Here is a 16,040-nt window from a genome sequence, read left to right as displayed (position 1 = left end):
TCATGCGCTGCTGACTCTCCGCAGCTCTGCAGCCAGAGCCTGCATCGCCACCGGTTTCGAGACATACCCGTCAAAGCCTTCAGCCAGAAAGCGTTCCCGGTCGCCATGCAGGGCATGGGCAGTCATGGCAATGATCGGCGTATGCCCCCCCATCTTTTGCTCCTGCTTGCGAATTGTGGCAACAGCCAGGTTACCGTCCATCACCGGCATCTGGATATCCATCAGAATGCAGTTAAAGGCAGAGGCATGCCATTTTTCCAGGGCTTCACGTCCATTTGACACAGCCAGAGACTCGTGCCCCATCCGTTTCAGCATGGCAACGATGGTATCGGCATTCAGCTTGTTGTCTTCAGCAACCAGTATCTTCAACCTCCTGTCCATCCCTGTCTGAACCGGCTCAGCAGGCAGCACTGCCTGACCAGTCCCATCCCCATCTGCCTGCGGCAGGGTAAACGGCAGTTCAAGAAAGAACGTTGAGCCCGTTCCGAAGACTGATTCCGCCCAGATACGCCCTCCCATCAGTTCCGTCAGGCGGCGGCAGATAGTAAGTCCGAGGCCGCTGCCGCCATATATTCGGGTGGTCGAGCTGTCAGCCTGCTCAAAGGAGTTAAATATTCGCTGCAACGTCTCCCCGGTCATACCGATCCCGGTATCGTTTACCACCAGCCTGAAGGTACAGCCGGTTTCCTGCCGGGCAGAGAGCGTCCCGGATATCGTTATACTGCCCGCTTCTGTAAACTTGATGGCATTGCCCAGCAGATTGAGCAGAATCTGTTTGAATCGCAAGGAGTCTCCCACCACCTGTTCGGGCACCTGGTCATCGATTGCATTCAGAAGCTGCAGCCCTTTTTGCTCAATGCGTGAGGCCTGGTTGCTGATTACCTCCTGAATACAACTCCGCAAAGAGAAAACAGCTGATTCAAGTTCAAGTTTGCCTGACTCTATCTTGGAAAGGTCCAGAATATCATTGATCAGTTCGAGCAGGTTTTTGCAGGAAAGCTCGAGGTTATCCAGGTACTCCTCCTGCTCTCTGGTGGGCTGGGTATACCGTAGAAGTTGAGCCATACCGACAACACCATTCATCGGAGTCCGGATCTCATGGCTCATGTTGGCTAGGAATTCGCTCTTGGCCCGGTTGGCAGCTTCAGCAGAATGCCGGGCCTCCAGTAATTCCTCCTGATAGTGTTTGATTTCAGTTATGTCCCGGAGTATCCCGACGGCATGCCAGGCCCCATGCAGCAGGACGGATGACAATGCCAGAGACACCATTATCTCCTGCCCGTCTTTACGTCTTGCAGCCAGCTCGATTGTTTTTCCAATGACCGTGCCCTCGCCAGAGCGCACAAATCCCGGCAAGGCATCATGATAGGCCTGCATGTAGCGGGATGGGGCTAAAAAGGCATGCAGATCCTTTCCCAGGGCCTCATCGGCATGATAGCCAAGGATCTGCTCTGCGGCCGGGTTCCAGAAGGTAATCGCCCCTTGGGCATCCATCATCAGGATGGCATCCTGGGCAGAATCGGTTATGCTTCGTAAACGGGCTTCACTCTCGCGGATTACCTGCTCCCGTTCGGTAAGCTGCTGGGCCATGGTATCAAAACTTTGCGCCAGGCGCCCAATCTCGCCACCCGAAACAGCGCTGGCCACCTGAGTCTGCATCTCGCCACCGGCAAGGCGCTGGGAGGCCTGTTCCAGCAGGATAATCCGGTCTGCAATCGAACGTTTACCAATCAGATACGCCAGCAGAAATGCGCCACACAGGAACGCGACAAGAAAAGCGATGTTTTTCAGCATGGTTTGATCAGCTGCGGCAAGGGTGGTTTTAACCGGGACACCGACCCGCACATACATGTACGGTTCTGACTCACCCTGCAGACGAATTTTACGGTAACTGATAAAACGTTCGTCACCTAAGGAGGCCGGTCCCCGGTAGGAGTCTTCATCAGGTCCTGCCAGCATCTTTTTGAAGGCAACTTCCGGATATTTCCTGCCGATAACCTTTTCCGGTTCAAGAGCCCGATGCATGATCACACCGGCATGGTCAAGCAACAGAAAGTTCGTCCCTTCGGGCAAGGGGCTGTTTTTCAGAATCGTTGAATAGGTATCAAGTCTGAAGGCAACCACAATGACACCGCCGATCTTGCCAGCGGTATCACGGTAGGGATAGGCAAAATGAAAGACCGGCTTGTTCGCCATACTTTTGCTGACAACATATTCGCCAGACGAAAGCCGCCCGCTGGAGATCGCGTTTTTGAAATAGCGCCGGTCGTCAAGCATGGCTGGTGGAGGCGGCATAAAGACGGCCGCCCAGGTCTTGCCGCTCAGGTCGGTTACTAGGATATTGGCATATTGAGGGTTAAGCTCATTCAGTTTAAGCAGCAGCTGTTTGACCCTGGCCTGATTGTGCTGCCTGACTTCCGGCATCTGGGCAAGTGTCACCAACAACTGCTCTGCAGCTGCAGCCGTGTATTTTTGTTCTGAGGCAATCCTTTCGGAAAGCAGGCGGGTAAGCTGATAGGCATCATCAACAACGTTGTTGCGCTGTTGGACACCGACATAAATGATAATAACAATGGCAGGCAGGGCAATGATCAGTGTGATCAAAACCAGTTGCGCCCGTATTGACAGTGCTGAAAGCTGTTTCATCAAAAAGGACTCCATCCTCTTATGGATAACATATGCTGCAGACCTTGCGGGGACAGGGCATTACTGGCTCAAACCTGCTGTTATTTATGCATCCAATTGAACCATAATCAAGTTGATTTTAGCTGTTTTTCGTGACACCGCCAGACGGCCTTGAACATGGCGCCGCTATGCACTGGCTGAGTCGCGGCCTGCATCTGATCAGGCCGGATCAGAACACCAAAGGATACCAGGAAAGGACCGACCATGAACCTGCCGGACCTGCTGCGACTTCCAGGAAGTTACTGCTGCCGGTAATGCCTGCGAGTGTGCTGCCCTCAGACTATCCGGGTTCACCTAGCCCCGATTCTGCAGGATAAGTTTGACAAGCACCAGCAGCACCATAATGATAAAAACCGGTCGGACAAAGGCAGCACCACGACGGGTAACCAGCCTGGCACCTATACGCGCCCCTAAAAACTGCCCTGCCCCCATTACCAACCCCTCAACAATCTGCACCTGGCCGACAATCAGGAAAAACAGCAGTGCTACGGCATTACTGGTAAAGTTCATCACCTTGGTATAGGCCGTGGCCCGCACCATGGAATATCCCAGCAGCAGCATGAATGCCATGGCCCAGAAAGAACCGGTGCCGGGACCGAGAAAACCATCATAAAAGCCGATACCAAGCCCAAAGACCAGATAGAACGGTCCGGCCGGCCAACGGGCGTGGATATCGTCCTGACCAAGTTTTGGCGAGAACAGGGTATAGAGTACAATTGCTCCCAGCAACCAGGGAATAAGTTGCCGCAGCAGCGCGGGGTCCAGCAACTGCACCGCCCCTACCCCCAGCCCTGCACCGACAGCCGTCCAGATCACACCAATCAGACAGTCCCGCAACCGTATCTGTCCTGCCCTGATAAAATGCAGCATGGCACTGCCGGAACCAAAGCTGGCCTGCAGTTTATTGGTCCCCAGCGCAACCTGCGGTGGCAGCCCGATCCCCAGCAACACAGGCACCGTAATCAGACCACCTCCCCCGGCAATTGCATCCACCACACCTGCGACAAAGGCGGCAAAAAAGAGATAGAACAGGGTCAAGGACATCTCAACTGATGCTATCCGCAGGCTGCAGTCTGCAGTCTGCGGGTGTTGAGTTAAGTGATCTGTGCCGGAAGCACCTGCCGTGCATACTGCCCTCCCCATACCTCTTGCGCTACCAGTATGTCTACCCTGCCACTATCTCTGCACGGGCTGCAACCTGAAAACACGGTTCACTGCTGAAATTATCAAAACAGAAAACCGGTTATGTACCCAACGACCTCAACACAAGTCAACAACCTGACTTCATGAGACTTTTTTCCACTCCATCACCAAGATTCCGTGGCATAGTATCTGCATATCTGAGTAGTACGTGCTGATTTGATCAGGTTGTAGCACACTTTTCCCCGGAGACTGGTTCACGCTTCACCAAATAATTTTAGACAGGTACGGCCAACATGAAAATTTGCATCTATGGCGCTGGAGCGGTCGGCGGATTCATTGGGGCTCTGCTTGCCCACGCAGGACATACCATACATGTCGTGGCACGCCAGGCCACGCTGAAGGCCCTGCAGAGTAACGGGCTGAGGATGCAAAGCGGTGACACGCTGCTTACAGCAAACGTGTATGCCACCGACAGCCCTGCAGATCTGGGCGTGCAGGATCTGATCATTATTGCTGTCAAGGCCACTGCCTTGGGGCAGGTCGCCCAGGGAATTGCTCCGTTAATCGGCCCGGACACGACGGTTTTGACCGCAATGAATGGCATCCCCTGGTGGTTTTTTGACGGATTCGGGGGCACCTATGCCGGGACAAGACTTGCGTCAGTGGATCCGGACGGTTTAATTGCCGCCAGAATTCCTGCTGCCCGTGTGCTGGGCTGTGTCGTACATGGCAGCTTTTCCTTGCAAGAACCAGGCTTTATACGTCACGTCTTCGGCAAAAGACTGATTATCGGGGAGCCCGATGGCAGTGATTCCGAGAGAGTACGTAAGCTTGAACAACTGCTTGGATCGGCAACACTTGAGGTAGAGGTCTCCAGGAGTATTCAGACCGACATCTGGTTCAAACTCTGGGGAAACATGACGATGAATCCGGTCTCTGCCATCACGGGCGCGACCTGCGACCAAATCCTCGATGATCCGCTGGTCAACCGCTTCTGCCTGGATGTCATGGCAGAGGCGTCACGAATCGGAGCCAAAATCGGCTGCCCGGTCAGCCAGAGCGGCGAGGAAAGAAATGCCGTAACCCGCAAACTGGGGGCATTCAAGACCTCCATGCTTCAGGATGCCGCTGCGGGGAGAGCCATAGAGCTTGATGCGCTTGTCAGTGCCGTGCGTGAAATCGGACAGAACGTAGGTGAGCCAACCCCCACTATTGATATCCTGCTCGGTATTGCCCGTCTGCATGGCCGTGTGCATGGCCTGTACCCCTGGCAGCCATTACCAAGTTGAGAAGCCTTGCTTTCAATTCAAGAAAACACCTGCAGGGACTGTAAGCCGAAGACCCGGGCCCCTGCCGCTTGTCCTAAAAAGCGGTTACTTCCCCACACCACCCATCAATACACCATCAGGAGGATAGAGTGAAACCGGAAACTGATTTGTCAATCAACCCCCAAACAAAGGAAAAGATCAGCAACGGCATCAAGGAGTGCTTGGATAGGCTGCTTGGCAGCGAGGCTCTGGCACATGAGCACTTTGAAATCAACGTATTTCAGCAGAATCCAGCTTTACGGGAGTCCCTGGAGGAACGCCTCCATCTGGACCTTATTGCCGTGGTGCAGAGCTCTAACCCTGACGGAACGTTCCGGGGGCTTATAGCAACCACCATTCAGGTGGCGGTGGTAAACCAGCTGTTGCTGAGCGGAAAATTTGCTGACGACTGTGAACTCATTTGCGGATCAATAAACCGCGGGATCGCCTCTTCTCTTGAAGACGAGCGGTTGCTGACGGCCACCCAGCTGATGCAGCAGTCAGAGGCCTACCCGGATTACACCTGGTGCTATGAAAAGGCACTGCATGAAAGTGCCTGGGCTGAAATGAAACTGCGGGTACTGCACCATCTTTTGAGCCAGCTCTTTGACCAGTCACCGGACGGACTACCGGTCTGGTGGGACTATTACCGCAAGGCCTATTCAATGTACATCGGGGAGCTGTATGAGATGATCGTCAAAAACGGAGCAGAACACAAAGGCGTCCCACATCCAATGGTTGTTGCCCTCAGTAATGAAACACTGCTGGCCATGTATGAAAAACTGCTTGGAACTGTTGCAACAAGCTGATTTACCCAAAGACAGGGGGGCAGCGCTGACTATCGTGGCTGGTTGAGTTGAGCAGATGTCACACGTTCCAGTTCGGCAATGAGAAAGCTGATATCCACCGGCTTGGATACATGGGCATCAAACCCTTGATTCAGTAGCCGTATCCGTTCATCGGTCATGGCATGGGCGGTGAGTGCGATGATCGGGATATGCTCCCCTGTACCAAGCTCCTGTTCCCGGATGATTTGGGTGGCAGCGTCGCCTCCCAACACCGGCATCTGTATATCCATCAGGACACAATCAAATCGCTGGTGCTGTAACAGCTCCAGCGCCTGCTGACCATTCTCCACCGCAGTAATCCTGTGTCCGGTTCTACCCAGTATTTTTACAATAAACTCAGCGTTAACCTTGTTATCCTCTGCAAGCAGAATATTCAGATTTTGCCGGACAACAGATTCTGACAGTGGTGTGTTGTCTGCAACCAGCTGGATTGCTGAGGATTCCGGAATAAAGAAACGCATCTCAATATGGAAGCTGCTGCCGCTCCCTTCTGTGCTTTCAGCCCAGATCCGTCCTCCCATCAGCTCAATCAGGCGTTGGCAGATCGCCAATCCCAAACCGCTCCCGCCGAATTTTCTGGTAATTGAGTTATCCGCCTGTTCAAAAGGAGCAAAGATCCGCTCTATCTGTTGTGGCGACATGCCGATACCGGTATCGGAAATGCTGAGCCGGATCAGGGCGAGGTCGTCCTGCTGGGCTATCAGGCGGGCAGTAATGGCAATGGAGCCCTGCTCGGTAAATTTTATGGCATTACCAATCAGATTCAGCAGGATCTGCCGGGTTCGTAGCTGATCGCCCCGCAGAATATCCGGCACGTTATCCGCAATATCAGTCTTAACCACAAGTTCTTTATGCTGAATCTGAAACTGTTGACTGGCAAGCAGCTCCCGGATGCAACGGCGCAGGGAAAAGTCGCTGTATTCCAGTTCCAGTTTGCCGGACTCGATCTTCGACAGGTCAAGGATGTCACTGATCAGAGTCGTCAGGCTGTTAGCCGAATTTTCAATATTTTCGAGATAATGCTCCTGCTCCGGCGTTACGACGGTTGTCTGCAACAGGTGCGTCATGCCGATAATACCGTTCATGGGGGTACGGATTTCATGGCTCATGTTGGCAAGAAATGCACTCTTGGCGGAGTTCGCCGCCTCAGCCGCCTCCTTGGCTGACCGCAGCTGCTGTTCCGCCTGTTTACGTGCGGTAATATCAATCACCGTCCAGACAGCAACGATATCACCGGAAACAAGCTCCAGCCTGACCCCGTTAAAGACGCACCAGAATATGCTGTTATCCTTGCGGCGCCAGGGAAATTCGGCGCTGAAATGTTCCTTGCTATCCAACGCCTGACGGAAGTTGGGAGCCCACTCGTCATAATGTTTCTGGTCAACATGCAGTATGAGTGTTGACTCTCCCAGTAGTTCGGCTTCATCATAACCAAACATCTCGCAGAACTGCCGGTTAACCTTCACAATCCGGCGATCTGATGAAACAATCACGTGGGCCGAACCGTCATTTTCAAACAAGGCTTGAAAGTGATCACGTTCGGCCTTGATTGCCTGCTCAAACTGTTTCCGCTCGGAAATATTACGGGTAACTCCCAACAGAGAGGTAATATTTCCCTGATCATCGCGAAACGGCACCGCATGGGTTTCCAGCCAGATAGGGCGGCCTTTAAGCCCGATGGCTTCAAATTCAAGCCGTCCTTGAATTCCCAGAAAAACCTGTCTGGTCAGTTCGCGAAAAGCGGCTTGGTAGGGCGGTGCAATCAAGGAACAGACACATCGCCCTTGTACCTGTTCAAAAGAGTCAGCCTCAATTATCCCAAGCCCGGCCCGGTTCATCATCAACAGGTTGCAATCGGCATCAAGCAGTTTGACACACTCCGGTTCCGTGTCGACAACTGTGTTCAGAAAACGCTCACTGGCAGCCAACGCCTTCTCTCTCTGAATCAGTTTGCCAGCCATGGTGTTGAAGGCCTCTGCGAGCTTTCCCAGCTCTCCCCCCTCAACCTCTTTGTCGACATTTACCCGGTAATCACCGGCGGCCAGTCGCTGGGAGGCATCATGCAGCGCCGAGATCCGTTTGACAATGCAGCGCCTGCTGATCAGCAGGCTTATTATAAAACCGAGCAAAAGCATGCCTGACAGAATGGTCAGATTTTTTGCTATGCTGCTATTCGCCTTGTTAACGATATGATCAAGCGGAATCCCGCCCCGGATATAGGCATAGGGGGGCTGATCATCAGACAGCCGAATTTTGCGGTATGCCGCCATACGGTGAACACCGTCATTGGAGACAATGTCGATAATTCCTTCTTCAGGACCATTCTTCATCTGTTCGAACAGATGCGGTTGATCCTGTTTTCCAATAAACTTATTGGCATGGGCCGTTCTGTAGAGAAAAACCCCTTTGCTATCGAATATGCCAAAGGAGGTCTCGGCAGGAAGCCTGTGCGCATTCAAGACACTGCCGATCTTTTCAAGATTGATTCCGATCAGGATCACACTGGTAACAACAGACTGTTGATCCTTGATCGGCAGACCAAAGTTGAGGATCGGCTTCTGTGAAGCCTTGCCGATAGTATACTCACCGGGTGAAAAGCGCCCTGTTGCTACGGCATCCTTAAAAATTTTACGATCAGCATAGGATATTTTTCTGTGATCCGGTATCGCGCTGGCCCAGGGCACTCCGGAGCGGTCAACAATAATGATGTTGGTATACAGGGGATATCTGGCAAGCAGGTCGGTCAGCAAACGGCTGGTGGCCGCACTGTTTTTCTGGCGCACTTCCGCGAAAAGCGCCAGCATTTCCAACAATTGACGGGAGCTGTCAACCTTGGTCTGTAATTCAGCAACAACGCTGTTAAGCAGGTAGCTTGATGCCTTGCCGGCATCATTGCTGGTCGCTTCTCTCACCTGAAGCCCGGATTGTATGATAATGCCGATGGAGGGCAGCGCCACCAGCATGAGCAGCAGCAGAATCAGCATATGTATGGGCAATGAGCGCAACCACTTCATGGATATCCATCTCCTGATTTCAAGTAGCACAGCATTGTCACATGTCCGCCATTCTATCTCAAAAGAGCTGACTAGCCATACATTTTTTAGGAAAAGATTCACTTTGCAGCATAAACCGCCACATCTCCAGACCACCCCGAAACAGATGCACGTTAGTACCCAGCAGGCCTCTTGATCGTTGCGTACAAAGACATCCAACGGTTTAGACTCAGACACAGGGTCTAATAGCCAACAAAAGATTCTCAGAACCTCCTTCCATTCAATCAAGCGATGGAATAGCAGTTATTCACTGCACTCCATAACAAACAATACCGCTTAAGTTCCCACAGTCAAACAATCAAACACCGACAATGCTCAACACAAACTAGGGATTACTCTCGTAAACCCTTAATATCCAGCATCCATTAACCAACACGCTTCGAACTATTAGCTCATGACTCAGCTGAGGACTTCAACTAACTCAGCACAACGCCGCCAAAGGAACTTACCCCTATCTCCATGAGGTCATCGCTGATGACCAGGTTTCCCGGGAAGTTCTGTTTCGCCTGCAGCAGGTTCCGTATCGGGGCCATGCCAGGCACGATATGGTTCAGAACCAGAGTCTTGACACCACACCACGCCGCGATCTGCCCAACACGTTCAACCTGCGTGTGGGCGTTCTGCATGTGGGTCTTGATCGGGCTGTCATTCGGGAACTTGAATTCGATCCAGACTGTATCAATAACCTCGTGCACGAGGATATCTGCGCCCAGGGCAAGCGTCTGCAGGTTTCCGTGGGCGAGTCTGTCGTCCCCCCAGAGAAGTGACCGGTCGGCGGTCGTGTTCGGTCCCGTATCTCCCGAGAAGACCACCGAACCGTCGGGGGTATTGAACCGATATGCGAAGGCAGGGTACACTTGGCGGTGGTCAACGAGGGTGGCATACACGCTGACGCCGTTCTCGTCAGCCCCTCCTCCGGCAGGGTATACCTGGAACGGGGGCGTCGCCGGGCAGGTGTTGTCTCCGGGAGCAGCGAGTCCGGTGCCTATCTCTCTGACTTGCACCAGGCTCTTGTAGCTGGGGTATGCGTCGTCACGCATCAGGTCATTTTCGGCCTGTGCAAAGGCCTGAAAGACAAGATCGGTCATGGCTTCCGTGCCAGGTGTGGGGGTTTGGTCGACCGTCCCCCCGTAAGCATAGATATCCCAATCTGTAGGGTTGAGATAGGGGTTGTTGTTGATGTCCATCTGCCCCCGGTCACACGGACCGATTACCTGGAGAGGCTTTGTCGCCTCCAAGTTGTTGCCCGCCGTAGGAGTGCCGAGGTTGCTGCCCGCTCCGATCAGGAGCAGGTTTGCATAGTCGGCCAGGTGATCCTGGTGAAGGTGGGTGAAAAAGAGGGCCTTTATGCTACCGAGAAAGGTTGTAGAGGCAGGAGAAATATAGTTGCTGTTATTGTCCACCAGCGGTGTGTAGTTGAACGCCTGGTTCAGCCGGTACGTGGAGCCTTGCCCCAGATCCACGAGATAGATGGTCCCGTTGACAACCAGGGCGGAACAGGAACTCGCCCGGTTGCATCCTGGCCAGTATCCTACGCCGCCTGATGAACCCAGTATCACGAGCTTCGTGTTATATGATCCGGCAGCGCCGGCGTTCGAGGAACAGCCGCTCAGCAGGCCGCCACCGAGACTGGCCAGGAAGGGCAAAGCGGCCAGGGAGCCCGCTCCCTTCAGAAAGGTCCTGCGAGTGAGGTTACGTTTGATTGCGTCGCTCAACAGGCTCATGTGACCCTCCTTACGCACCTTTGATCGTATCACCGCAGTACCATCATGCCGATACCTAGTAACTATTTTGATACTATACCAAATTAAGAGGCTGTTTAAAGGGAGAGGCCGTTTTTCCCCAGACAAAAACCGGCACAATCATTTCTAGAAGTAACTATATCCGTGGGGATGGTCACTTAGATCGGCAGTGGCCTTGCTCTAAAGGTCAGGCATAGACCGAAAAGGTGTAATCACCTTGCGGATTTTTCCCATCCATCTGGTTTTGATTGACTGTCGCTGTTTTGGCGCCTGGCGTCTGCGGCGGCTGGTTTACGTTGGCCGCCTTTTGAGCTGAACGCGCCTGTTCAATTACGCTCTGCATATCAATGCCTGTTGACGGGTTAACCATCATAGCAATTTCTTTTTTGTTCACTATACCTCTATAGCTACCACCTTCTGCCTTGCCATGTTATTTGTCAACTTCTGGGATCAGAAATCCCTGATAGATGAGGGATAAGCCGGAGCACTTTAAAAAATGCACCACATCACATGTCAACAAGTCTCAACAATTAAAAAAGGGCTTACTTTCGTAAGCCCTTGATATTTGGCGTCCCCTGCAGGATTCGAACCTGCGACCTACGGCTTAGAAGTTTTAAAAACAAACTTGTAACTCGCCACAATTATTTACTTATTACGGCTTCTGGTTGGCGCAGTGCGTTTTGCCAATGGGTCAAGATCAAGAGTTAAATCTGCTGGTACCAAGTGCAGGTATTTCTCTGTTGTCTTGATGCTGCTATGCCCCATTACCAGCTGCAGGGTGCGCAGTGAGGTGCCTCTCATCAGGGCATGCACGGCAAAGGCGTGCCGGAAGGTGTGCAGGGATATGGTTTCCATTTTAACGGCCTTGCAGATCCTAATCAGCAGTTTGTCAAGATTGTCCCACACGTTGCCAGTTTCAGGGTTGCTGAACAGTCTGCCCCGTTTGTGGGCTTTACGCAAGTATGGTTTTAGTCTGGTCACAATCGGAACAGTTCTGGTTTTATCGCCCTTCCCTTTTACCCGCATGTAGCCTGTTTGCAGGTCTATTTTTGAGCCGTCCAGGTTGAACAGTTCTGATCGCCTCAAGCCGGAGTAGTAGGCTACTGCCAGCATGTGCCGATATTTTCTGTCGCGCTCTCCCCTGCAGGCCCTGATTAGCAGGATCATTTCCCGTCTAGTGGGTATTATTTTGGCCGGAGCTTCTGTCTGGCTGGCTTTGTAGTTGTTAATTTTAAACGCCAGTGGCAGGCATTTGTTGTTGGTGATCATCCATTTGAGCATTGATTGGATGTAGGTTATTTCTTTCTGCACGGTGCGCCTGGTTACCGGCTTGCGCTTTGCTTTGTCTGCTGGTGTGTCCTGATCCGGTTTCTGGCCCCGCTTGCCTGGCAGATAGGTTTCAAGGCTGCGCTTGTTTTTGTAGGCATCAAATATGGCCGGCGTGAGCATGGCCGGACGGAATGAGCCAAAGAAGTTTTTCAGGTGCCGCTCATAGGTGAGCAGAAAGTCCTTATAGGTGCGTTCTGATACTTCATTGCGGTAGTGTACGCAGAAGTCAGTGTATGCCTGGTCTATAGTTGGCGCCAGAGGTGGCGCTTTTTTGGCCGGGTTGGATTGCAGCAGGGTGACATACCATGCCCGTGCTGATGCTTCATCCCCTTCAAAGTAGACGGTTTCGCGGTCGTTTGAGGCTTTTCCAGTAGCCGGATCTTTGCGGCGGCCATTGGGGTAGTATCTGGCCCGCCATGTGTTTGGTAGTGTGGGGTGGCGTTCAAGGCTCACAGAGACCAATCCAAAGCGTATCTGTGCTCTGAAACGCTCAAATTACGCATATGTATTCTTATTATGCCTCTGTAATAATCCATGTTTGCTTTTTTGATTTTATATTCACAGTCAGACTTTTTTGCAGATATTTTTGTTTTTAATATTGCATCATGATCTTTTGACAAAAAGGCATCATCAACTTGCTTATTCATTGAATTGGTGGTCTTGTCGCATACGTTTATAACATCATTATTGTAATTATACCGGAACTGTTGCTGCAGATCCAAAACGTCTAATTTGCCATCAATAACCCTTGGATGGATGTTTGTTCTTGGGCTGCTTCCATCAGACCTCATTTTGTTTTGATATTTAACCGGAACCTTGCCGGGATCATCGACAAAGTGCATGCCGTCTTTATCTTCCCACGAATACACGTCTGCAATTGCAGTATTTATTAATAAAAGTAAAGTTGACAGAGCAATTAAGTATCTCATTTGTGCCTCTTAAAGTTTTTCCATAAGTATTTTAATCAACTTCCTCTGATTACTTTCTATATCAACCGCAATATCAATAGCTTCTGAGTATGACCACAGTATAACGGCCAGTATTGCGGTAATGCCAACTGCCGCTGCTTTTTGGGCCAAGCCCCCGCTTGGAATAAGAAGAGTTAGCACCCCAATGATTAAAACCAATGCTGCAACAACTTTAATGACAATGGATATAGTGCTCATTGCCGGGTATTTTGTTGATACCTCAATGTTTGGTTCACCTGGTGCAAGGCTTGGTGTTTTGGCGGGTAGTGTTGGTTCAGCTTCTGGTGTGGACGAATTGGCAGCGGGCCTGCAGTAAGGACATGATTTTAATTTTGTTGCTATTTTGCGATTACATTCAGAACATACCCAGTAATCCATTTTACGACACCCCTTAATTTATATTTTTTAACATTTTTTAAGCCTACCACTTTATTTTCCGTTTTCAAGTGGTAGACCATTAAAAAACATTTTAATGGAGGCAAACAAATGCAGGATTATGCACGGTTGTACCGCAACGAAAGCCGGATTAGCTACAAACAACAGGTTAACATCATCAGAGAGATTCTTGAGGCTGGTAAATCTCCTCTGGTTACTGTTTTGTGCATCATGGTTTTTCTGTCTGGTGTGAAGCGGTAAAAAGTTCTGAAAGGGCCTTGAATGCCTGAATTTGTTGCTCTGGCGTCATTGCCTCTACAATGCCGATTATCCCTTGTACTACAGGGTTGGTCGGCTTTTTTGTTTCTGGACCGATCTCCTGCACAACTTCAAATCTAAGCTCTTTATCACCGGTTCCGTACTCAAGCCATTCCTCATTAACCATGAAATAATCACAAATAGCTTTCCTTGTGCGTGGTGAAACTCCGCTATCTCCAGATAAATATTGAGTTATTAGCCCTGGGGAAACATTTATGGCTTTAGCAAGAACTCCTTTTTTAGTTCCTCTTTCATCCATCAATGTTTTTAGCTGCTTATGAAATATTTTAGTGGCTGTCATTTTTTCTCTTGATTTTCTTTAGTGACTAAACTATTTGTTGAACATCAAACAACGTTGAACTGAAAGGGGCTGTTTATGACCATCACCTGCCCGACCTGTAAAAATGAATGCGAGATCAAGCCAGAGTCAAAGGCCGCCCTGCTATCACACCTGATGGAGGATAACCAGGTTGGGTTTTGCGCTAAGTGCCAGGCTACCTTTGCTTATCACCTGCAGGTGACTCCGGTTCTTTGTAATCGGCTCGATTAGCACGGTAGTAGACCCTGAGCATGTCTTTGTTGCCAGGATGTTCTTTGCATATCTGATCATCAAGAGCGCACCGCAGGGCATCAACAGCCTTGCAGGCCGGATCAACCTTACTGGCCAGCTTGATTGGATATGCGTGGCTAAGTTCAACCTGGATCTTGACGAGCCTGTCCCGCATGGCTTGCAGTTCAATACCAAGTTGTTCGTGCTGCTCAATGGTGTAACCGGGTTTCTTGGCCATTTTAATTCCTTTGACAGAGTTTTAAGCCGGTTTGCACCGGGCAATATATCAGGAGTTCAACAAAATGAATATTGATTTTAACAAGACCCATGCCGCCTGTGGTGTGCTGAATCTGGCAGAGGTAGCCAGAGAGCTGAACAGGACCGCCAAAGAGGGCGACAAGAGTGTTTCCCGCAGCATGGTGGTGAAGGTGCTCACCAATACCTATCCGAGGATGCAGAGCCCCGGAGCGTTGCGGGTGCTGGAGTACGTTAGATCCCGCAATCTGTTGGTTGAGGTTGATGAGAATGCCTTTACTACAGCAGCTGCGTATGGCGGTTAGTGGTTTCATGGTTTTGAGCTTATCAATCCTAAGTCATTAAATCCGCTAGAAAAAAAGGTAAAATTCTAATGGAAACTACCCTTAAAGATTCTCTTCACGAAACGATTCACAACAGCGATGTGCCTATGAAGCGGCTGTCTGATCAGCTGGGCATTTCGTACAGCTATCTGGCTAATGCTGGGAATCCAAATTTGGAAGAGTTTAATTTCCAGCTAAAGCACCTGATGCCGTTGATTAACGCCACCGGTAACTATGCTGTTCTTGATTACCTTGAAAATGCATGTGGCCGCGTGGCGTTTGTTTTGCCGGAGGCTGGCAAGGATCATGTTGAGATTAACCAGGGGTTGCTAGATCTGTTTGGCAGGATGGGTGATCTGTCCTACCAGATGAAGGGAATTCTGGCTGATGGCCGGGTTGATGATCATGAGTACAGGCGGGTTGAACCGTTGTTTTTTGATCTGTTGCGTGATCTGGCGGGTTTGATGGCCAGTACAGCTAGGGCGGTGAAACCATGACAGCGACTGAGCAGTTGATTCTGGCCGAGATTCGCCAGCTGCGCGAACGGCTTGATCTGTTGCTTGTGCCGGTTCAGCAAGAGCAGGCCCGTCAGCTGGTTAGCGCAGGTCGGGAAACAATTAAACAGCACAATAAGGCTCTGCTTAAGCGCAAGTGGGCAGAGTTTAAAGGGGGTAAGCCATGCGTAAACTGATCGGTAAGATGTTGGTGGTTATACTGGTGCTGGCTGTGTTTGGTTTGGCTGGTAATGCTGACCGTAAGGATGCAGAGGTAACAACCGCCACCATTAAAGAGGTTGCTGCAGCTGGCATTGTGTATAGCCAGCCTGCTGCGTATCGGTTACAGACCCCTACCCATGAGCAGATGGATTCCGTTGAGGCACTGCTGGTTCTGCAGCCGTTGGTGCGGAGGTGATATCATGGCCCAGCGAGGTGACAGCAGCAGAAAGGCAGTGCCTGATGTGTACGGACCTGTTTGCTTGTGTGATGGGTGCAAAATGCAAGGCCGCTGCCGCGACTACAACCTGCATGCCCGCGATAGCGTTTTTGCGTGGATCAACGGCTATGAGTGCGCCTGCAGCGAGTATCAACCAGTTTATTTCAGGGGCATTGAAGGGGTAAGGCCATAACGGTTACCCGGTGGGGCT

The 16,040-nt window shown here is 51.1% G+C and carries 16 protein-coding genes; 6 read left to right on the top strand and 10 right to left on the bottom strand.

What is annotated here, in order from left to right; genetic code table 11:
- A complete protein-coding gene (locus FY034_RS07455) occupies positions 1-2,646 on the bottom strand; it encodes an ATP-binding protein (protein ID WP_265554840.1) in 2,646 nt (881 codons plus the stop codon).
- Positions 2,647-2,979: 333 nt separating this feature from the next.
- On the bottom strand, positions 2,980-3,729 hold the full coding sequence (locus FY034_RS07450) for a TSUP family transporter (protein ID WP_265554838.1): 750 nt from the start codon (positions 3,727-3,729) through the stop codon (positions 2,980-2,982).
- Positions 3,730-4,121: 392 nt separating this feature from the next.
- Between FY034_RS07450 and FY034_RS07445 the strand changes: the two genes are divergently transcribed.
- A complete protein-coding gene (locus FY034_RS07445; protein ID WP_265554837.1) occupies positions 4,122-5,117 on the top strand; it encodes a 2-dehydropantoate 2-reductase in 996 nt (331 codons plus the stop codon).
- A 128-nt stretch (positions 5,118-5,245) separates the two neighbouring features.
- Positions 5,246-5,944 carry a hypothetical protein gene (locus FY034_RS07440; RefSeq protein ID WP_265554836.1) on the top strand — a complete coding sequence of 233 codons (699 nt, stop codon included), beginning with the start codon at positions 5,246-5,248 and terminating at the stop codon, positions 5,942-5,944.
- Positions 5,945-5,973: 29 nt separating this feature from the next.
- Here FY034_RS07440 and FY034_RS07435 read toward each other — a convergent pair whose 3' ends face one another.
- From FY034_RS07435 to FY034_RS07400, 8 genes are all read right to left on the bottom strand, one after another.
- Positions 5,974-8,997, bottom strand: a complete 3,024-nt coding sequence (locus FY034_RS07435; RefSeq protein ID WP_265554835.1) for a PAS domain S-box protein — start codon at positions 8,995-8,997, stop codon at positions 5,974-5,976.
- A 455-nt stretch (positions 8,998-9,452) separates the two neighbouring features.
- Positions 9,453-10,760, bottom strand: coding sequence for an MBL fold metallo-hydrolase (locus FY034_RS07430; protein ID WP_265554834.1), 1,308 nt, complete (start codon positions 10,758-10,760; stop codon positions 9,453-9,455).
- Positions 10,761-10,965: 205 nt separating this feature from the next.
- Positions 10,966-11,172 (bottom strand): hypothetical protein, encoded by a 207-nt coding sequence (locus FY034_RS07425; protein ID WP_265554831.1) that lies wholly within the window; start codon positions 11,170-11,172, stop codon positions 10,966-10,968.
- A 251-nt stretch (positions 11,173-11,423) separates the two neighbouring features.
- A complete protein-coding gene (locus FY034_RS07420; protein WP_265554828.1) occupies positions 11,424-12,560 on the bottom strand; it encodes a tyrosine-type recombinase/integrase in 1,137 nt (378 codons plus the stop codon).
- Positions 12,557-13,036, bottom strand: coding sequence for a hypothetical protein (locus tag FY034_RS07415; protein WP_265554827.1), 480 nt, complete (start codon positions 13,034-13,036; stop codon positions 12,557-12,559). The genes FY034_RS07420 and FY034_RS07415 overlap by 4 nt, the downstream gene beginning before the upstream one ends.
- Before the next feature lie 9 nt (positions 13,037-13,045).
- Positions 13,046-13,453, bottom strand: a complete 408-nt coding sequence (locus tag FY034_RS07410; protein ID WP_265554826.1) for a hypothetical protein — start codon at positions 13,451-13,453, stop codon at positions 13,046-13,048.
- Positions 13,454-13,679: 226 nt separating this feature from the next.
- Positions 13,680-14,069, bottom strand: coding sequence for a helix-turn-helix domain-containing protein (locus FY034_RS07405; RefSeq protein WP_265554824.1), 390 nt, complete (start codon positions 14,067-14,069; stop codon positions 13,680-13,682).
- 193 nt (positions 14,070-14,262) lie between these two features.
- A complete protein-coding gene (locus tag FY034_RS07400) occupies positions 14,263-14,556 on the bottom strand; it encodes a hypothetical protein (RefSeq protein ID WP_265554823.1) in 294 nt (97 codons plus the stop codon).
- 64 nt (positions 14,557-14,620) lie between these two features.
- On the opposite strand from FY034_RS07400, the gene FY034_RS07395 reads away from it, so the two are divergent.
- The 4 genes from FY034_RS07395 (at position 14,621) to FY034_RS07380 (ending at position 15,808) form a co-directional block, all read left to right on the top strand.
- Positions 14,621-14,878: a hypothetical protein gene (locus tag FY034_RS07395; protein WP_265554822.1), complete on the top strand. Its 258-nt coding sequence runs from the start codon at positions 14,621-14,623 to the stop codon at positions 14,876-14,878.
- 68 nt (positions 14,879-14,946) lie between these two features.
- Positions 14,947-15,393, top strand: coding sequence for a phage regulatory CII family protein (locus FY034_RS07390; protein WP_265554819.1), 447 nt, complete (start codon positions 14,947-14,949; stop codon positions 15,391-15,393).
- The gene (locus FY034_RS07385; protein ID WP_265554818.1) at positions 15,390-15,587 is read left to right on the top strand and encodes a hypothetical protein; all 198 of its coding nucleotides are present in this window, start codon (positions 15,390-15,392) and stop codon (positions 15,585-15,587) included. The genes FY034_RS07390 and FY034_RS07385 overlap by 4 nt, the downstream gene beginning before the upstream one ends.
- On the top strand, positions 15,575-15,808 hold the full coding sequence (locus FY034_RS07380) for a hypothetical protein (RefSeq protein ID WP_265554816.1): 234 nt from the start codon (positions 15,575-15,577) through the stop codon (positions 15,806-15,808). Before FY034_RS07385 ends, FY034_RS07380 begins: the two co-directional genes overlap by 13 nt.
- The last annotated feature ends 232 nt before the right edge of the window (positions 15,809-16,040 follow it).

The sequence above is a fragment of the Trichlorobacter lovleyi genome (genome assembly GCF_015239775.1).
GTDB lineage: Bacteria > Desulfobacterota > Desulfuromonadia > Geobacterales > Pseudopelobacteraceae > Trichlorobacter > Trichlorobacter lovleyi_B.
This window is presented reverse-complemented; position numbering and strand designations above follow the sequence as displayed.